20 protein-coding genes and 1 tRNA gene are annotated in these 16,491 nt (G+C 65.6%); 5 read left to right on the plus strand and 16 right to left on the minus strand.

Annotation, left to right across the window (positions count from 1 at the left end):
* Positions 1–64: 64 nt before the first annotated feature.
* A complete protein-coding gene (locus H9L13_RS05715; RefSeq protein WP_187539800.1) occupies positions 65–1,411 on the minus strand; it encodes a DEAD/DEAH box helicase in 1,347 nt (448 codons plus the stop codon).
* A gap of 95 nt (positions 1,412–1,506) precedes the next feature.
* On the minus strand, positions 1,507–1,926 hold the full coding sequence (locus H9L13_RS05720; protein ID WP_187539802.1) for a hypothetical protein: 420 nt from the start codon (positions 1,924–1,926) through the stop codon (positions 1,507–1,509).
* Between the two features lie 202 nt (positions 1,927–2,128).
* On the opposite strand from H9L13_RS05720, the gene H9L13_RS05725 reads away from it, so the two are divergent.
* Positions 2,129–2,920 carry a SapC family protein gene (locus H9L13_RS05725; RefSeq protein WP_187539804.1) on the plus strand — a complete coding sequence of 264 codons (792 nt, stop codon included), beginning with the start codon at positions 2,129–2,131 and terminating at the stop codon, positions 2,918–2,920.
* Between the two features lie 6 nt (positions 2,921–2,926).
* Here the strand turns inward: H9L13_RS05725 and H9L13_RS05730 are convergent, their stop codons facing one another.
* Positions 2,927–3,766: an N-formylglutamate amidohydrolase gene (locus tag H9L13_RS05730; protein WP_187539806.1), complete on the minus strand. Its 840-nt coding sequence runs from the start codon at positions 3,764–3,766 to the stop codon at positions 2,927–2,929.
* 103 nt (positions 3,767–3,869) lie between these two features.
* On the opposite strand from H9L13_RS05730, the gene cpdR reads away from it, so the two are divergent.
* Positions 3,870–4,247: a cell cycle two-component system response regulator CpdR gene (gene cpdR, locus H9L13_RS05735; protein ID WP_187539808.1), complete on the plus strand. Its 378-nt coding sequence runs from the start codon at positions 3,870–3,872 to the stop codon at positions 4,245–4,247.
* On the opposite strand, the gene H9L13_RS13040 is transcribed toward cpdR, so the two are convergent.
* From H9L13_RS13040 to gntA, 4 genes are read right to left on the minus strand one after another with little or no spacing between them, the layout of a single operon-like run.
* Positions 4,183–4,665 carry an ATP-grasp fold amidoligase family protein gene (locus H9L13_RS13040; RefSeq protein WP_187539810.1) on the minus strand — a complete coding sequence of 161 codons (483 nt, stop codon included), beginning with the start codon at positions 4,663–4,665 and terminating at the stop codon, positions 4,183–4,185. The genes cpdR and H9L13_RS13040 overlap by 65 nt on opposite strands.
* Positions 4,554–5,093: an ATP-grasp domain-containing protein gene (locus H9L13_RS05745; RefSeq protein ID WP_223176486.1), complete on the minus strand. Its 540-nt coding sequence runs from the start codon at positions 5,091–5,093 to the stop codon at positions 4,554–4,556. Before H9L13_RS05745 ends, H9L13_RS13040 begins: the two co-directional genes overlap by 112 nt.
* Positions 5,090–5,671 carry a DUF1989 domain-containing protein gene (locus H9L13_RS05750; RefSeq protein WP_187539814.1) on the minus strand — a complete coding sequence of 194 codons (582 nt, stop codon included), beginning with the start codon at positions 5,669–5,671 and terminating at the stop codon, positions 5,090–5,092. Before H9L13_RS05750 ends, H9L13_RS05745 begins: the two co-directional genes overlap by 4 nt.
* Entirely contained in the window at positions 5,661–6,353 is a 693-nt protein-coding gene (gene gntA / locus H9L13_RS05755; protein ID WP_187539816.1) for a guanitoxin biosynthesis heme-dependent pre-guanitoxin N-hydroxylase GntA, read from the minus strand. Before gntA ends, H9L13_RS05750 begins: the two co-directional genes overlap by 11 nt.
* 140 nt (positions 6,354–6,493) lie before the next feature.
* Here gntA and H9L13_RS05760 point away from each other — a divergent pair.
* A tRNA-Val gene (locus tag H9L13_RS05760) sits at positions 6,494–6,568 on the plus strand.
* A 34-nt stretch (positions 6,569–6,602) separates the two neighbouring features.
* Here H9L13_RS05760 and H9L13_RS05765 read toward each other — a convergent pair.
* Together H9L13_RS05765 and H9L13_RS05770 are read right to left on the minus strand one after the other, a co-directional pair.
* Positions 6,603–7,472 (minus strand): class I SAM-dependent methyltransferase, encoded by an 870-nt coding sequence (locus tag H9L13_RS05765; RefSeq protein ID WP_187539818.1) that lies wholly within the window; start codon positions 7,470–7,472, stop codon positions 6,603–6,605.
* Positions 7,473–7,640: 168 nt separating this feature from the next.
* On the minus strand, positions 7,641–9,176 hold the full coding sequence (locus H9L13_RS05770) for a TadA family conjugal transfer-associated ATPase (RefSeq protein WP_187539820.1): 1,536 nt from the start codon (positions 9,174–9,176) through the stop codon (positions 7,641–7,643).
* A gap of 158 nt (positions 9,177–9,334) precedes the next feature.
* Between H9L13_RS05770 and H9L13_RS05775 the strand changes: the two genes are divergently transcribed.
* Complete coding sequence (locus H9L13_RS05775; RefSeq protein WP_223176487.1) at positions 9,335–9,712, plus strand: DUF6265 family protein; 378 nt, start codon at positions 9,335–9,337, stop codon at positions 9,710–9,712.
* On the opposite strand, the gene H9L13_RS05780 is transcribed toward H9L13_RS05775, so the two are convergent.
* The 7 genes from H9L13_RS05780 to H9L13_RS05810 form a co-directional block, all read right to left on the minus strand.
* Entirely contained in the window at positions 9,709–9,975 is a 267-nt protein-coding gene (locus H9L13_RS05780; protein ID WP_187539824.1) for an ATP synthase F1 subunit epsilon, read from the minus strand. The genes H9L13_RS05775 and H9L13_RS05780 overlap by 4 nt on opposite strands.
* On the minus strand, positions 9,975–10,160 hold the full coding sequence (locus H9L13_RS05785) for an eL24 family ribosomal protein (protein WP_187539826.1): 186 nt from the start codon (positions 10,158–10,160) through the stop codon (positions 9,975–9,977). The genes H9L13_RS05780 and H9L13_RS05785 overlap by 1 nt, the downstream gene beginning before the upstream one ends.
* Positions 10,161–10,164: 4 nt before the next feature.
* Entirely contained in the window at positions 10,165–11,688 is a 1,524-nt protein-coding gene (gene atpD, locus H9L13_RS05790; protein WP_408022126.1) for a F0F1 ATP synthase subunit beta, read from the minus strand.
* A gap of 27 nt (positions 11,689–11,715) precedes the next feature.
* Positions 11,716–12,600: a F0F1 ATP synthase subunit gamma gene (locus tag H9L13_RS05795; RefSeq protein ID WP_187539828.1), complete on the minus strand. Its 885-nt coding sequence runs from the start codon at positions 12,598–12,600 to the stop codon at positions 11,716–11,718.
* Between the two features lies 1 nt (position 12,601).
* Entirely contained in the window at positions 12,602–14,131 is a 1,530-nt protein-coding gene (atpA, locus tag H9L13_RS05800) for a F0F1 ATP synthase subunit alpha (RefSeq protein ID WP_187539830.1), read from the minus strand.
* 43 nt (positions 14,132–14,174) lie between these two features.
* Entirely contained in the window at positions 14,175–14,729 is a 555-nt protein-coding gene (locus H9L13_RS05805; protein ID WP_187540183.1) for a F0F1 ATP synthase subunit delta, read from the minus strand.
* Positions 14,730–14,865: 136 nt separating this feature from the next.
* Complete coding sequence (locus H9L13_RS05810) at positions 14,866–15,330, minus strand: GNAT family N-acetyltransferase (RefSeq protein ID WP_187539832.1); 465 nt, start codon at positions 15,328–15,330, stop codon at positions 14,866–14,868.
* 68 nt (positions 15,331–15,398) lie between these two features.
* On the opposite strand from H9L13_RS05810, the gene H9L13_RS05815 reads away from it, so the two are divergent.
* Positions 15,399–16,469, plus strand: a complete 1,071-nt coding sequence (locus H9L13_RS05815) for a bifunctional transcriptional activator/DNA repair enzyme AdaA (protein WP_187539834.1) — start codon at positions 15,399–15,401, stop codon at positions 16,467–16,469.
* Positions 16,470–16,491: the final 22 nt, after the last annotated feature.

Raw genomic sequence — 16,491 nt, forward strand, 5'->3', positions numbered from 1 at the left:
CCTTTTGCGTGTCGGGACCGAAGCTGGGAAGGCGCGCGACGCCTTTCCAGACACACGCATGTGCCTATCCCGCGCTTTGCGACAGGAAGCCGGGGAGCGGCCCGTTCCACTCGTTCTTGAGGTCCTCGACCACCAGCGAGCGTTCGGGGACGGGTTCGTCGCGCGGTTCGGGTTGCGGTTCAGGCTTGGCTGCGGCGGGCTTGCGCTCGCCGCGCGGCTTGCGTTCGGGGCGCGGCTTGCGCGCTTCGCGCTCCGGTTCCGCGGGCGGCGCATCTTCGGCGGGCGCGGCAGTGGGCGCTACTTCACCGGCACGCGGGATCTTGTGCCCGATCAGCTTCTCGATCCGCTCGACCGCTTCGGCATCCTCGCGCGTGGCCAGCGTGATGGCGATGCCCGTCATTCCCGCGCGGCCGGTGCGGCCGATCCGGTGAATGTAATCGTCGGGCTGCCACGGCACGTCGAAGTTGACGACATGGCTGACGCCTTTGACGTCGAGGCCGCGCGCGGCGACGTCCGACGCGACGAGGATGTTGATCTCGTCCTTCTTGAAACGGTCGAATTCGGCGATGCGGTCCGACTGGTCCATGTCGCCCTGGATCTGGCCGACCGAAAAGCCCGAGCGCTTGAGGCTGGTCGCAAGCTCGCGCACCGTAGTCTTGCGGTTGGAAAAGACGATCGCGTTCTTGAATTCCTCGTGGCGCAGGATGTCGCGCAGTGCGTCGCGCTTCTTGTCGCCGCGAACCACGACCAGGCGCTGTTCGATGTTGACGTTGGCGGTCGCCGGACGCGCGACCTCGACGCGCTTGGGATCGTTGAGGAACTTGGCCGCCAGCTTCTGGATCGGCGGCGGCATGGTCGCCGAGAACAGCAGGGTCTGGCGCGATTTTGGCAGCTTCGAGCAGATTTCCTCGATGTCCGGGATGAAGCCCATGTCGAGCATGCGGTCGGCTTCGTCGATGACCAACAGTTCGCAGCCGGTGAGCAGGATCTTGCCGCGGCCGAACAGGTCCATCAGGCGCCCAGGCGTGGCGATCAGCACGTCGACGCCCTTTTCGAGCGCCTTGACCTGGTCGCCCATCTGAACGCCGCCGATCAGCAGCGCCATCGAAAGCTTGTTGTACTTGCCGTATTTCTCGAAATTCTCCGAAACCTGCTGCGCCAGCTCGCGCGTCGGTTCGAGGATGAGGCTGCGCGGCATGCGCGCGCGGCTGCGGCCGTGGCCTAGGATGTCGATCATCGGCAGGACAAAGGCGGCGGTCTTGCCGGTGCCTGTTTGCGCAATCCCGATCAGATCCTTGCCCATGAGAATCGACGGGATGGCGGCGCGCTGGATCGGCGTTGGCTCGGGATAGCCGCTGTCGTCCACGGCGCGGAGCAACTGGTCGGAAAGGCCGAGATCGGCAAAAGTCATTCAGGTTCCGGAAGAAAGAGGGTGGCGCACGTGTTCTTTTGCACGGTGCCAGATGCTATCGCGTAGGCCGCAGAAGCGCGGAAAAGTCAAGGATTCTAGTCGCGTTCCCTGGGGACCAGATGACGAAATCGCTCGATGGTGCAGCTTGCGCCCATCCGCGAATGGACTTCGTCGCGTTCGGCGCAGATTCGCCAGTCCTCCGGCTGCAGATAGAAACCGGCATAGAAATCCAGCGCTTCGCAGCCGTCCTCGAGCCGTGCGCGGACGCGCTCGCGGTTGGACAGGATGAAATCGACTTCTTCCGGGCCGGACAGGATCGCGCGCCGGATTTCGGTCGCGGGAATACATTTGGGACCCTTCTTTTCGACCCACTCGACGCGCGGCGCGGCGGGGCGGGGCATGACAGGGACGCGCAGGATCACCTCGTCCTGGACGACAAGCCGCGTTACCGATTGCACCGTGCCGGACTGGACGGCGAACACGCCGACCAGCACTGGCACAAGTCCGAGGAACATTGCCGGAGTCACTTCAAAGGGCCCGCCATCGCTGCGCCGGGGCATCGCAGCGGGGCGTTGAACAACTGATGAACTCGATCACTGGTGCAAATGGTGGCGGCTTGCCTTTGCCGGTCAACCTTAATAGAGCCTGCGCCGATACGGATTTGCCGGGCTGTTCGCATGGCGACCCCGTAGTCCGGACCCCAGGAGATCGATCAAAATGGCGAGCGTAGCGCCGAATCAAAACCTGCCCCTGTTCTACAATGCCATCGAGCCGATCAATGTCGGCCAGCACGGCAAGATGAAGCTTCGCACCGGCCTCAAGGTGCCGCGCTTTGCAGCCGGCCATGCCGTCCCGGTGACGGTGGATGAATTCGCGCTTGTCCAGCGCCACTTCCCGATCGTGTTCGCGATCGGCGACAATCCGGTTCCGATCGCGCTCATGGGCCTCAATGAAGGGGTCAACGTCTTCCTCAACGACGACGGCAGCATGCGCGACGAGACGGTCTACATGCCCGCTTACCTCCGCCGCTTTCCGTTCCTTCTGGCGCGGCTGCGTCCGGAATCGGACGAATTGTCCTTGTGCTTCGATCCCACGTCGGAAGTGCTCGGCACCGGCAAGGAAGGCGAGGCCGTGTTCGACGGCGAACAGCCGAGCGAAGCGACCAAGTCCATCCTGAGCTTCTGTGAGCAGTTCGAGGCCGCGGGCCAGCGCACCGCCGCCTTCGTCGAGGAACTCAAGAAGTCGGAGCTTCTGATGGAAGGCGAGGTCGCCATCCAGCCGCAGGGCACCGAGCAGCCATTCGTCTATCGCGGGTTCAAGATGGTCGACGAGGAAAAGCTCCGCGGCCTGCGCGGCGACGAGCTGCGCAAGATGAATCAGACCGGCCTCCTGCCGCTGATCTACGCGCACCTTTTCTCGCTGACGCTGATGCGCGATGTGTTCGGCCGCCAGGTGGCACAGGGCAAGACGCCCAACCTGCCGGTCCAGCAGGCACCCGAGACGGTCTGACCCGTCCTACTCGGCCGCCGTCGCGTACGGCTGATCGAGCAAGGCTTGACCCAGGCCGACCGCCAGGGCTTCGATCAGCAAGGAAGCGCGGTCGAAGCCCGGGCCCGGTTCGCTCAATCCGCCATCCAGGTACCAGCGGCGGTCGATTTCAATCTGCAGCGCATGGACGCCGCGGGCCGGCGCGCCGTGCCGCTCGACCACGTGGCCGCCCGCGAACGGCTCATTGAGCCCCGCGTCAAAGCCCTGGCGTCGGGCGATGGCCAGCGCTTCATCGGCGACCCACGCGCTCGCCGAACGGCCGCGGGCGTCGCCGAAGACGATGGGCGGGACGCCCGCGGCCGGCGGCGGCATCGAGTGGCAGTCGAGCAGCAGGGCGCACCCAAAGCGGTCGAGCAGCAATCCCAGCTGGTCCTCGATCGCACGGTGATAGGGTCGGTGCGCCTGCTCGAGCCGATCCTCAAGCTGCGCGCGGGTGACCGCCCGCCGCCACAGATAGCCGTGCTGCTGCGTGCGCGCGGGAACGATGCCCAGGCCGCCGCGCGCTCGTGCGGTCATCGGGCCGCGACGCGCGCCTTCAATGATCGCCGGATCGACCTCGTCTTCAGCGCGGTTGCAATCGACCGCGGCGCGCGGCGCGCGCGCAACGACCGCGCCGCAGCCGCGCTGGATCGCGCGCCAGGCGAGCCGGTCGACCAAAGGGTCCTCCAACTTGGCCAGAGCGGCGCGTCCCCGGCAGGCCGACGCAATCAGCCAATCCGGATAGTCGCGGCCCGAATGCGGCACCGAGAGGAGCACGGGAAGCGGGCCGCGCGGCGGGTGGACAAGGGGTGGGGCGAGGAGGGTCACAGTTAAATTCCGTCCCAGATTAGGACTTTGCACAGGGGGCTGCAACGCGCCGGCCGCCCATTCGCTTCTGGCAAATCGCAAATGATGGGCGCATAAACGGGCAATGGCGAGAATCCTGCTGGCTGAAGACGACACGTCGATGCGCGAATATCTGCAGCGCGCGCTGCAGCGTGTGGGCTATGAAGTGGCCGCCGTCGGCTGCGGCACCGAGGCCATTCCGCTGCTCGAGACGGAGCAGTTCGATTTGCTGTTGACCGACATCGTGATGCCCGAAATGGATGGGATCGAACTGGCCCAAAAGGCAAGCGCCATCGACCCCGCGATCCGCGTCATGTTCATCACCGGCTTTGCCGCCGTGGCGCTCCAGGGCGGCCGCACCGCGCCCGAGGCCAAGCTTCTGTCCAAGCCCTTCCACCTTAAGGATTTGGTGATGGAGGTCGACCGCATCTTCCAGACCGAGGACCAGCACGGACGCCTCTAGACGCCGTAACCGACGCGGTTGCGTGCCACAGGTCGCCAAGCCAGTCGTCAAGGTCAACGGGATCGAACGGGTCGAGGCCCGACCCCGGAAACAGGCAGAATTCGCCGAACTGATAGCGGCCATCGATGTTGAAGAAATCGGTGCGGATGAAATCGTGCCCGGCCCCCAGGCGCTCGGCGGCGGCGAACATCGCATCGAGGTTCGCTGGGGCTGATCGGCGGCTTCGTTGCCGGGACAGGATGCGCCAATCGCGGTCGAGCTGCGTCCAGCGGTGCTGCGCGGTGCCGCGGCCCTCGTGAAGCTGGATCATCTCCGCGCGCCCGCCGAAGACGTAGATTTTGTAGTCCAGCGGCAGCCGATCGGGGAAGAGAGATACGGTTCGACGAGCAGCGCCCGGCGCGCAATGCCATAATGCCATTCGCCGAGCGCCGCGCCGTAGGTGCTGCGCATCCACGCAAAGCTGCGGATCCGCGCGCGGCGCCAATCGGCCATGTTGCGCACGACGACAAACTGGCCGCAGCCGTGATTGGCCTTGACCACGAATGGCATCGGCCAATGCGGTGTGCCCGGCAGGCGCTGCCCGTGCCACAGGACTGGAACGACATGCTGATCGCCCAGGCGCTCGGCGGCGATGGCCTTGGCCTGCAGCTTGTCGGTCAGGCGCGCGAGGGCCACGCGGCGATCGTTGAGCTTGCGCCACTGCACCCATTCGGTGAAGCGGCGCGGCCGCTCAAGGTCAGGCCAGCGGCCGTGCCGCCACAAATATAATAGCGACAGTGCCCGCGCCGTCGGCGGCCTGTGCGCATCGCCCAAGGCCCGCGGCAGCGCGGCCGCGGGCATCGTCAATCGACCTGCCAGTGGATCGGCTTGAAGCTGCCGTTGTTCGACTGCAGCGCCGAGCAAGCAGTGAGGCCGATGATCAGGTCCATGCGTGCCTCGAACACGATCCGATCGCCGGCCTTCGACAACGGCGGATCGACGCTGATCGCGCCTGACGTGCCGTCGACCTGTACGTTCATGAAGCAATTGAAGGCGGCGGGGATCATATCCTCTTCAATAGCATAAGGTGCCAGCGCCTGCGCGAGGTTGCCGAAGCAGCCCTGATGCGGGTCGCTGTCGCCATAGATGATCCGGAACGTGTCCTTCGAGCAGGGCGTGAGCAGGAAATCATGCCGCCCGACGCTGTCTTCAACGATGTCGAGCATGATGTTCGAACGGTTGGAATAAAGTGGGTCGCCGGCGGTGAGGAAAATCTTGCTGGCATAATCGAACGTGCGCCCCGCGCTGATGACCTCCCGCACGTCGGCGCGGTTGAAGGCGAGGAGGTCGGCCACTTGCTCGCCCTGGGGATCGATGATCGTCAGCCGCTGCCCACGGTCGAGCGTAAACGCCACGCCCGAGCGCGGCGCGATCTCATGCGGCATCGCGCTTGCTCCGCCCGCTGAACGGGCAGGTCCAGCCCGGTTCGACCGCGCGGCCGCTATACTGCCGCGCCGCCGAGACCGAGCCATGCGGCGCAAGCATCGGATTGGGCGATCCGGCCAGCTTGACGTCCCGGTCGATGATCGTTTCGCGCAGCCGGTCGTAGCGGCCTTGCGCGCGCAACTGCTCGAACTGGTCGTGGAGGTTGAAGACCAGCGCGGGGTAGGCGAAGCGCCGCGCGGGCCGGCTTGCCTTGGGATGGAGGCCGACGACGAAAAAGGCCTCGCCGCCAAAGCTCATCGCGAAATGCGGATCCTCGGGGTCGTGCGCGACGCGCCGGTCGGGCTGCTGGCCGAGCCATTCGTCCTTGGCCGTCAGCGAGTTCAAGCGCGTCCACAGCAGGCGTTCGAAGGCCGCTTCATCGTCAGGGGCGCCGGACGCGAAGATCACCGCCAGCGACTGAAACAATTGCGGGTCGGCGCGGTAGGAGCGGGCAAGATCGAGCAGCGCGGGTATGATGCGCAAATCGTCCCACGCCGAGCCGAGGTCGCGCGCGACGACGAAGCGCATCCCGGCGCGGTTGAGCGCGGCCTTGGCGCCCACGCAAGGAAAGCCCGCGCCGGCGATGAAGTCGGTGAACCGCCCAACGAGCGGATGATCGAGGTCGTTTTCAGGGGAAAGCATGCCGCCTCTCAACGAGGCTCGCATGGGTAAGTTGCGAACCAGGACCTTTGCCCGTAGCGGCGGCGCGGCAGGGCCATGCGATCCGCACGCCGCGACAGGGTTGCGCCAGCCCGGCTCGCCGCTTAGATGCGCGTTCGAGTGGGCGTGTAGCTCAGTGGTAGAGCACTGTGTTGACATCGCAGGGGTCGCAAGTTCAATCCTTGCCACGCCCACCATTTTTCCCAATCAGCACAATCGCTTGAGCCGCGTTTAGCGGCCGCGTTCGGCCTGTGGCGGTGGGCTGCTCGCCGTCGCTGGCTTGACGAATTTCAGCGTCATCCGGTCGCTTTCGCCGATCGCGGCATATTTGGCGCGGTCCTGGTCCTTGAGCGCGAAGCTGGGCGGCAGCGTCCAGACGCCGTTGGGCCAGTCGGCGGTGTCCCTGGGGTTGGCATTCACTTCGGACGCGCCCGCGAACTGGAATCCGGCAGCCTCGGCCAGCCGGCGCACGGTCGACACCTTGATGTAGCCGCTCTTGCGCTCGCGCTCGGCGTCGGCGCTTTCGGGCAGGCGGTGGTCTTCGATCCCGAGCACGCCGCCGGGCTTGAGCATGGCGTAGATCTGCGCGAACGCCTGCGGGCTGTAATCCGCCTTGTCGTCGCGGCGATAGCCCATCCGCCAATTGTGGACGTTGCGGAAGGTCAGCACCGCATCCGCCGTCCCCGCGGGGATTTCCGCGGCCTTGCCGTCGAACACGGGGAAATCGGCAACGGGCAGCGATCCATAAAGCGCCGGATTGGCGGCCTTGAGCTTGTCGATCCCGCTACGGCCCCAAGCCGGGGCGGCGAGGATCAGCTTGCCGCCGCCCGACGCGAGATAGGGCGCAAGGATTTCGGTGTACCAGCCGCCGCCCGGCCAGATTTCGACCACCGTATGGTTCGGGCGGACGCCGAAGAAGGAGAGTGTCTCGGCGGGGTGGCGGTAGGGGTCGCGTGCGACATTTGCGACGGTGCGCGTCGGGGCCTTGATCGCAGCGGAGAGGGCTGCGGAGTCGTTTTCCGGTTGCGCGCTGGACGGTGCGGCGACGAGCGCGAGCAAGGCTGCTCCGGCGAGGCTGATCAGGGCACGGCGTGACGGCATGAGTTGCTCCCTTGTTTTCGGGGGTCGGTTTAGGCGGGGCGGTCATGCGAGTAAATCGTAGGACGTCGATCCTGTCCGCTGGCGCGGCAGGTCGGCCGGCTTTCGCGCTCTCTTCGACATAAGGCCGGCGTCGCTGCGCGCCGGCGGCCTTATGCTCGGGCGCTCAAGCTACAGGCATGCCTCCAAATATGGCTGGTCAAACCCGTACTGCTTGGCCTTCTCGAGCGTGTACGGGCGCAGGCCCATCGAGCGATATTCGCCGATGATCTTCCCGTCGGGCGTCTCGTCGAGATATTCGAACTTGAACAATTCCTGCGTGACGATGACGTCGCCTTCCATGCCGATCACTTCGGTGACGTTGGTGGTGCGGCGCGAGCCGTCGCGGAGGCGCTTGACCTGGACGATGAGGTCGACCGAATCCGCGATCTGACGGCTGATCGCCTCCTTCGGGATCTTGATGTCCGACATCATCACCATGTTTTCCATACGCGCCAGGCATTCGCGCGGGCTGTTGGAGTGGAGCGTCGCCATCGAGCCGTCGTGGCCGGTGTTCATCGCGGCCAGGAGGTCGAAACACTCCTGACCACGAATTTCGCCGAGGATGATGCGGTCGGGGCGCATACGCAACGCGTTGATGACGAGGTCGCGGATCGAGATCGCGCCCTGGCCTTCGAGGTTGGCCGGCCGCGTTTCAAGCGGGAGCCAGTGCGGCTGCTGCAAGCGAAGTTCGGCGGCGTCTTCGATGGTGATCACGCGCTCGCCCGGGTCGATCATTTTCGACAAAGCGTTGAGCATGGTCGTCTTGCCCGAGCCGGTACCGCCCGAGATGATGACGTTCATCCGGCTGGCGCCCGCGATCTTGAGTATGGTCGCCATCTTGTCCGACATCGAGCCGAAGCCCTTCATCATGTCGAGCGTGATCGGCTTTTCCGAGAACTTACGAATCGAGATTGCGGTGCCGCGCAGGCTGAGCGGCGGCACGATGACGTTGACGCGGCTGCCGTCCTGCAAGCGCGCGTCGCAGAGCGGCGTGGTCTGGTCGATGCGGCGGCCGACCTTATTGACGATGCGCTGTGCGATCTGGAACAGATGCTCTTCGTCGCGGAACTGGATCTGGGCGAGCTCGAGCTTGCCCTTGCGCTCGACGAAGGTCTGGTCGGGGCCGTTGACCATGATGTCGCTGATCGCCGGATCGGACAACAATTCCTCCAGCGGGCCGAGGCCAAGCAGCTCGTCCACCAGCACCTTTTCCAGCGCGAACTGCTCGCGGCGGTTGAGGTTGATCTTGAGCTCGGCAAGCACCTCGCTGATGATCGGCCGGAATTCCTCGGCCAGCTCATCCTTGCTCAGCGTCGCCGCCGCTTCCGGGTCGACGCGCTCGAGCAGGCGCGGGAGCACCTGTTCCTTGATGCGGTGAACCGCGGCCTCGAAGCCTTCTTGCTTGCTGCTGGCGGCATCGCCGCTGGCGTTCTGGCGCGCAGTGAGGCGGTCCATCGCGCCCATTTGGGCGGGTGCGGCCTGGCCGCTTTCGGCGAGGTCGATCGATTCCGGCAGTTCCTCGATCGGCGGGAATTGGTCGCCGCCGCCAGGAAGTTCGGGTCCCGGGATCACGGGCGCCGACGGCCCGCCTTTCATCGGCTTAGCAACGCCGAAGCTCGGCCGTCCTCCGCCGCTGATCCCACCACGCTTGCCGAATGCGCTCATGCCATCCCTACCATCGGTTTTTTCGCGGAAACGTGGGTGGTGAATAAGAGAGAAACTTTTAGAAAAGACTAACTCCGTTTAGTCGAGGTGTGCGGGAGGGCTGCACGATGTGGCTGATCGCGTTGGCGGCACTGGCCGCAAGCGAACCAGGGAACGCGATGCCAAGCTGGCTGGCTGGTGGCTGGACGACCGAGTCCGCGGACGGAAGCTGGGTCGAGGAATGGTGGACCCCGCCCAAGGCCGGCCTGATGATCGGCGCAGGCCGGAGCGGCAAGGCCGGCAAGCTGGACTGGTGGGAGCATACGCGGATCGAGCTGGCCGATGGCAAGCTTCGGTTCTGCGCGCTCCCGAAGGGCCAGGCCGGCGCGTGCTTTCCAGCGACCAGGGTCGCGGCGTCGGAAATCGTGTTCGAAAACCCGGCGCACGATTTTCCAAATCGCATCGCTTATCGGCGCGAGGGCAAGGCGTTGTTCGCCGAAGTGAGCGGAAAAGACGGCGCCAACGTCCAGCGCTGGCGCTTCCGGTTGGTCGATTAGGCGGTTTCGCCCGCGCTTTCGGCAAGAACCGTAAGGCCGCGCTCGCTGACCTCGGCGAAGCCACCGGTGACGGCGATCGTTTCGGGCTGCCCCGTGGCGCTGCGGTAAACCGCGATGTCGCCATTGCGCAGCGTCGTCATGTAGGGCGCGTGGCCGGCCATGATGCCCGACTGGCCCTCAGTCCCCGGGACGACCACCATGTGGACGTCGTCCGACATCACCAGCCGGTCGGGGGTGACGAGTTCGAAGTGCAGGTCGGCCATCAGTCCTTGCTTTCAATCGCACGGTCGAAGGCGCCTGTGGCGGCTTCGAACTTGTCGCGGCATCCGGGATTGCAGAAGCCGACCACCTTGCCGCGATAGGTCGTCAGGCTGTCGGCGCCGACCGGCTTGCCCGACCAGGGACAGACGTCGTTGACGCAGTCCGCAAGGTCAGGCGTGCCGGCCATGCCCTTACGCGTCCTCGGCCAGCTTTTCGGCCTTGGCGACGGCTTCTTCGATGCCGCCGACCATGTAGAAAGCCGCTTCCGGAAGATGGTCGTACTCGCCGTTCACGACCGCCTTGAACGAGCGCACCGTATCTTCGACCTGGACGAACTTGCCCGGGATGCCGGTAAACACTTCGGCGACGTGGAACGGTTGGCTCAGGAAGCGCTGGATCTTGCGCGCGCGGCTGACGGTGAGCTTATCTTCTTCGCTAAGCTCGTCCATGCCGAGGATGGCGATGATGTCCTGCAGGCTCTTGTACTTCTGCAGCGTCTCCTGGACGGCGCGGGCGACTTCATAATGCTCCTGGCCGACGACCGCGGGGGTCAGAACGCGGCTGACCGAGTCGAGCGGATCGACCGCCGGGTAGATGCCCAGCTCCGAAATCGCGCGGCTCAGCGTCGTCGTCGCGTCCAAGTGGGCGAAGGAGGTGGCCGGCGCCGGGTCGGTCAAGTCGTCGGCCGGCACGTAAATCGCCTGCACCGAGGTGATCGAGCCCTTGTTGGTCGAGGTGATCCGCTCCTGCAGCTGGCCCATGTCGGTCGACAGGGTCGGCTGATAGCCCACGGCCGAGGGGATGCGGCCGAGCAGCGCCGACACTTCCGAACCCGCCTGGGTGAAGCGGAAGATGTTATCGACGAAGAACAGGACGTCCTGGCCCTCGACGTCGCGGAAATATTCCGCCTGCGTCAGGCCCGACAAGGCGACGCGGGCGCGGGCGCCCGGCGGCTCGTTCATCTGGCCGAATACGAGCGCGACCTTCGAGCCTTCGGGCGTCGGATTGCCGTCAGCATCCTTGGCGATAACCCCGGCCTCGAGGAACTCGTGATAAAGATCGTTGCCTTCGCGCGTGCGCTCGCCGACGCCGGCAAACACCGACACGCCGCCGTGGCCCTTGGCGATGTTGTTGATCAGTTCCTGGATGAGCACGGTCTTGCCGACGCCGGCGCCGCCGAACAGGCCGATCTTGCCGCCCTTCGCGTAGGGGGCGAGCAGGTCGATGACCTTGATTCCGGTGACGAGGATGGCGGCTTCGGTCGACTGGTCGACGAAGGCCGGGGCCTCGGCGTGGATCGGGGCCGAAAGATCCGACCCGATCGGGCCGCGCTCGTCGATCGGTTCACCGACGACATTCATGATGCGGCCGAGCGTCTTGGGGCCGACGGGCACGCGGATCTGGCTGCCGGTGGCATTGACCACCTGGCCGCGGGTCAGACCGTCGGTCGAGTCCATCGCGATGGTGCGAACGACATTCTCACCAAGGTGCTGCGCGACTTCGAGGACGAGGCGATTGCCCTGATTCTCGGTCTCGAGCGCCGAAAGGATCGGCGGAAGCTCGCCTTCAAACGCGACGTCGACGACGGCGCCGATCACCTGCGCGACGCGGCCGGTCAGGTTGGACGTCGCTATCGGCGTCTTCGACGCGTCGCCGGCGGTCGCTTTCGGCGCGGCCTTCTTGCGGGGCTTGGTCTCGGGGGCAGCGGTGGCCATCTGTGTCTTCCTTGCCTTCGTGTCGGGTTAGAGCGCTTCGGCGCCTGAAATGATTTCGATCAGCTCGGTCGTGATGACCGCTTGGCGCTGCCGGTTGTACTGGATCGACAGCTTGTTGATCATGTCGCCGGCGTTGCGCGTGGCATTGTCCATCGCGGTCATTTGCGAGCCGTAGAAGCCCGCCTGATTCTCGAGCAGAGCGCGATAGATCTGGATTGCGATGTTGCGCGGCAGCAGGTCGGCGAGGATTTCCTCCTCGTCGGGCTCATATTCGATCGCCGCGAGGGAGGCATTGCCCTTGTTCTCATTGGCGGCGGCCGGCTTCACGGGGATGATCTGGTCGACCACCGGTTCCTGCACCAGCGTCGAGCGGAAGTTCGCGTAGGCGAGGTGGACCACGTCGATGCCGTCCGTCTGATAGCGGTCGATGACATCCTTCGCGATCTTCTGCGCGTCGGCGTAGGTCGGCGCCTTCATCTCGCTCGTATCGTACTGCGCGATGATTCCCTTGGGGTAGAAGCGCTGCAGCACCGGGCGGCCCTTGCGGCCGACGATGTAGAAGAACACCGTCTTGCCGGAAGCGGTCAGCTCGTCAGCCGCCTTGCGCGCGGCGCGCACCACGTTGGTGTTGAACGCACCTGCAAGACCACGGTCACTGGTCGCGACGATGATTAGATGCGTGTCGTCCTTGCCCGTGCCGGTGAGCAGCTTGGGGCTTTGCGGCCCCGGCGTGACGTTCGAGGCCAGCGAGGCGATGACGCCGCTCATCCGCGACGAATAGGGACGGCCGGATTCGGCATTCTGCTGCGCACGGCGCAGCTTCGCCGCGGCGACCATCTTCATCGCCTTGGTGATCTTCTGCGTCGACTTCACCGAGCCGATGCGAAGTTTGAGGGCCTTGAGTGAGGCCATCTTACGCGAACTGCTTCCCGAACGCGGTGAGCGCGTCCTTGAGCGCCTTGGCGGTATCGTCGTCGAGCGCCTTGGTGTCGCGGATCTTGGCGAGCACTTCGGGCTTTTCCGAGCGCATGTAGCTCAGCATCGCGGCTTCGTAGCGGACGACGTCCTTGGTATCGACGGGATCGAGGAAGCCCTGCGTACCGGCGAAGATCGAGGCGACCTGCTCTTCAACCGGCATCGGCTGATACTGCGCCTGCTTCAAGAGCTCGGTAAGCCGCGCGCCGCGGGCCAGCAGTCGCTGGGTCGAGGCGTCGAGGTCGGAACCGAACTGCGCGAACGCCGCCATTTCGCGATACTGCGCGAGCTCCAGCTTGATCGAGCCCGAGACCTTCTTCATCGCCTTGGTCTGCGCGGCCGAGCCGACGCGGCTGACCGACAGGCCGACGTTAATCGCCGGGCGGATGCCCTGGTAGAACAGGTCGGTTTCCAGGAAGATCTGGCCGTCGGTGATCGAAATCACGTTGGTCGGAATGTAGGCCGACACGTCGCCCGCCTGCGTTTCGATGACCGGCAGCGCGGTCAACGACCCGCCGCCGAGGTCGTCGTTCATCTTCGCCGCGCGCTCGAGCAGGCGGCTGTGGAGATAGAAAACGTCGCCGGGATAGGCTTCGCGGCCCGGCGGGCGGCGCAGCAGAAGCGACATCTGGCGGTAGGCGACGGCCTGCTTGGACAGATCGTCGTAAACGATGACCGCGTGCATGCCGTTGTCGCGGAAATATTCGCCCATCGCGCAGCCGGTGTAGGGCGCGAGGAACTGCAGCGGGGCCGGCTCCGACGCGGTCGCGGCGACGACGATCGAATATTCCATCGCGCCATTTTCTTCGAGCGCGCGGACGATCTGCGCGACGGTCGAGCGCTTCTGCCCGACGGCGACGTAGATGCAGTAGAGCTTCTGCTTTTCGTCGTCGCCGGCGTTGGCCTGCTTCTGGTTGATGAAGGTGTCGAGCGCGACGGCGGTCTTGCCGGTCTGGCGGTCGCCGATGATCAGCTCGCGCTGGCCGCGGCCAATCGGCACCAGCGCGTCGAGCGCCTTGAGGCCGGTCTGCACGGGCTCATGCACCGACTTGCGCGGGATGATGCCCGGGGCCTTCACTTCGACACGGCTGCGGGTCACGTCCGTGAGCGGACCCTTGCCGTCGATCGGGTTGCCGAGCGCGTCGACGACGCGGCCGAGGAGGCCCTTGCCGATCGGCACGTCGACGATGGTGCCGGTGCGCTTGACGGTCGAACCTTCGCTGATCTCCGAGTCCGAACCGAAGATCACGACGCCGACATTATCGGCTTCGAGGTTGAGCGCCATGCCCTTGGTGCCGTTGTCGAATTCGACCATCTCACCGGCCTGGACGTTGTCGAGGCCGTAGATACGCGCGATGCCGTCGCCGACGGACAGAACGGTCCCGACTTCGGAAACCTGCGCATCGGCGTCGAAGTTCGCGATCTGATCGCGAATAACGCGGGAGATTTCAGCGGCGCGGATGTCCATGGGTCTGCTTAGCCTTTCATCGGTGCGTTGGGCATATGGGCCTTCAGCCCTTCATTGCCTGGGCAAGTCGGTTGAGTTTGGTGCGGATGGAAGCGTCGATCATCTGGCTGCCCAGCTTGACCACGATGCCGCCGAGGATGGCAGGATCGACCTGGGCGTCGAGATTGACGTCGCGGCCGGCGCGGGTGCGGAGTTGCTGCTTCAGCTGGGTGAGCTGATCGTCGTTGAGGGGTCGCGCGGTGACGACTTCGGCGGTGGTTTCGCCGCGATGCTCCGACGCCAGGCGGCGGAAGGCGCGAATGACGGCGCGAAGCTGGTTCTTGCGGCCGTTGCGCGCAAGCACGCCGACGAAATTGGTGGTGATCGGGTCGAGCCCAAGCTGCGGCCCGAGCGCGGCGACCGCCTGGCCAGCCTCGTCGCGCGAAACCAGCGGGCTCGCGATCAGCTCTGCAAAATCCTTCGAGTCGAGCAAAGCCTGGTTCAGCGCATCAAGGCTGCGGCTGACCGAATCGATCTGTTTCTGGTCACGAGCAAGGTCGAACAGAGCGGAGGCGTAACGCCCCGCTAAGCTGGCTCGAATGCCGCCGGATGTCTCCACGCGCGAAAAGCTCCAGAACTGGAATTGCCCCGATGCGAAAAACGGGGCGTGAAACGGCTGACGCCGCACGCCCCCCATCGGTTGGCGCGGCCCCTAGCAAGGGGTCGCGCGCGATGCAAGGCGGTGGTCGCCCGGATCAGATTTCGCGTGTGAAAAATCGCGTGAACGGGGTGTCGGCGTAGCCGCCGAACGGCCCGCAGGGAACGAAGCCTTCTTGCGCGTAGAGGCGCAGCGCGGCGGCGAAGGGCGCGGTGCTGCCCGTTTCCAGGCTGAGCCGGCGATATCCACGGCGTCGCGCTTCGCCGATGATATGGTGCAGCAGCGCCCGCCCAACGCCGCGGCCGAGCGCGTCGGGCGCCGTCCGCATCGATTTCACTTCGCCATGGTCAGGCGACAATTGCTTGAGCGCCCCGACGCCGAGAAGCCGGCCATCCTCGCGCGCGGACCATAAGGTCACTTCGGCATCGCGCAGGCCGTCAATGGGAAGGACGTGACACGCATCCGGCGGCGAATTCGACCGCATCTGCGCGAAATGCGAGTCGAGCAGCGCTTGGACGTCGGGACTGTCGAGATCGTCCTGATGGAAGGAGAAGCCGGACATTTTTCTCTTTTGACCGCAAGCTTGTGGAAGCGGGGCCTAAACCCGGCGATTATGGTAGGTCCATATTGATGCGAAATCTTGACCTGGCGATCGACCCAGACACGGCGTGGACGGCCTTCATGGACCGCGACCGTCGATGGGACGGCCGCGTCATCGGCGCCGTGAAGACCACCGGCATCTATTGCAAGCCAAGCTGCCCCGCGCGCCGTCCGAGGCGCGAGAATGTCGAATTCTTCGGCTCGGCGGCGGAGGCCAGGAGCGCGGGCTATCGCGCCTGCTTGCGTTGCAAGCCCGACGAGGTCGGGCGCGACCGCGATGCGGTGGCGAAGGCGGTGAAGCTGATCGAACAGGCCGAGGAGGCGCCGGCGCTCGCCGATCTCGCCGCCGCCGTCGATTACGCGCCGCATCATTTCCAGCGGTTGTTCAAGCGCGACCTAGGCGTATCGCCGGCAGAATATGCGCGCGCCTTGCGCAACCGCCGCGCCGAGGCCGCGCTCAAGGGCAACGGACGGATCACCGATGCCGTGTACGACGCCGGCTACCAGAGCCCGAGCGGCTTTTATTCGGATGCGAAGGAACGGCTGGGCATGAAACCCTCGGCGTGGCGCGATGGTGGGCGCGGCGAAACGATCCGCTGGACTCAGTTCGACAGCCCGATCGGCCCGATGATGCTGGCCGCGACGCCGCGCGGCATCTGCCGGCTGACGTTCGACGAGGACGAGGCCGCGCTGCGCCGCCTATTCCCCAACGCCACGCTCACCAAGGACGATGGCGGGCTCCGCGAGCTGGTCGAAGGCGCGCTCGCGGCCATCGCGCAGCCGGCCAGCGCGCGCGAACTGCCGATCGACGTCGCCGGCACGGCGTTCCAGGAGGCCGTATGGCGCGAATTGCGCAAGATCCCGCTTGGTGAAACGCGCAGCTATGCGCAGATCGCCGCCGCGATCGGCCAGCCCAAGGCGGTGCGCGCGGTCGGGACGGCGAACGGCGACAATCATGTCGCGGTCCTCATTCCCTGCCATCGCGTGATCCGCAGCGACGGGTCGCTTGGCGGTTACGCCGGCGGGCTCGACCGCAAGCGGCACCTGCTCGCGGCCGAAGGGTGCGGCGAACGCGCGCCACAGCTGCCGCTGGTCGAATAGCATCTTGCCGCGTGCCATCCGA

The organism is Sphingomonas lutea, from assembly GCF_014396785.1.
GTDB lineage: Bacteria > Pseudomonadota > Alphaproteobacteria > Sphingomonadales > Sphingomonadaceae > Sphingomicrobium > Sphingomicrobium luteum.

Excerpts from the sequence above, each read along its gene's own strand:
- H9L13_RS05715 (WP_187539800.1), bottom strand. The coding sequence starts at position 1,411 with ATGACTTTTGCCGATCTCGGCCTTTCCGACCAGTTGCTCCGCGCCGTG.
- H9L13_RS05720 (WP_187539802.1), bottom strand. The coding sequence starts at position 1,926 with ATGTTCCTCGGACTTGTGCCAGTGCTGGTCGGCGTGTTCGCCGTCCAG.
- H9L13_RS05725 (WP_187539804.1), top strand. The coding sequence starts at position 2,129 with ATGGCGAGCGTAGCGCCGAATCAAAACCTGCCCCTGTTCTACAATGCC.
- cpdR (WP_187539808.1), top strand. The coding sequence starts at position 3,870 with ATGGCGAGAATCCTGCTGGCTGAAGACGACACGTCGATGCGCGAATAT.
- H9L13_RS13040 (WP_187539810.1), bottom strand. The coding sequence starts at position 4,665 with ATGGCATTATGGCATTGCGCGCCGGGCGCTGCTCGTCGAACCGTATCT.
- H9L13_RS05750 (WP_187539814.1), bottom strand. The coding sequence starts at position 5,671 with ATGCCGCATGAGATCGCGCCGCGCTCGGGCGTGGCGTTTACGCTCGAC.
- gntA (WP_187539816.1), bottom strand. The coding sequence starts at position 6,353 with ATGCTTTCCCCTGAAAACGACCTCGATCATCCGCTCGTTGGGCGGTTC.
- H9L13_RS05765 (WP_187539818.1), bottom strand. The coding sequence starts at position 7,472 with ATGCCGTCACGCCGTGCCCTGATCAGCCTCGCCGGAGCAGCCTTGCTC.
- H9L13_RS05770 (WP_187539820.1), bottom strand. The coding sequence starts at position 9,176 with ATGAGCGCATTCGGCAAGCGTGGTGGGATCAGCGGCGGAGGACGGCCG.
- H9L13_RS05775 (WP_223176487.1), top strand. The coding sequence starts at position 9,335 with ATGCCAAGCTGGCTGGCTGGTGGCTGGACGACCGAGTCCGCGGACGGA.
- H9L13_RS05780 (WP_187539824.1), bottom strand. The coding sequence starts at position 9,975 with ATGGCCGACCTGCACTTCGAACTCGTCACCCCCGACCGGCTGGTGATG.
- H9L13_RS05785 (WP_187539826.1), bottom strand. The coding sequence starts at position 10,160 with ATGGCCGGCACGCCTGACCTTGCGGACTGCGTCAACGACGTCTGTCCC.
- atpD (WP_408022126.1), bottom strand. The coding sequence starts at position 11,688 with ATGGCCACCGCTGCCCCCGAGACCAAGCCCCGCAAGAAGGCCGCGCCG.
- H9L13_RS05795 (WP_187539828.1), bottom strand. The coding sequence starts at position 12,600 with ATGGCCTCACTCAAGGCCCTCAAACTTCGCATCGGCTCGGTGAAGTCG.
- atpA (WP_187539830.1), bottom strand. The coding sequence starts at position 14,131 with ATGGACATCCGCGCCGCTGAAATCTCCCGCGTTATTCGCGATCAGATC.
- H9L13_RS05810 (WP_187539832.1), bottom strand. The coding sequence starts at position 15,330 with ATGTCCGGCTTCTCCTTCCATCAGGACGATCTCGACAGTCCCGACGTC.
- H9L13_RS05815 (WP_187539834.1), top strand. The coding sequence starts at position 15,399 with ATGCGAAATCTTGACCTGGCGATCGACCCAGACACGGCGTGGACGGCC.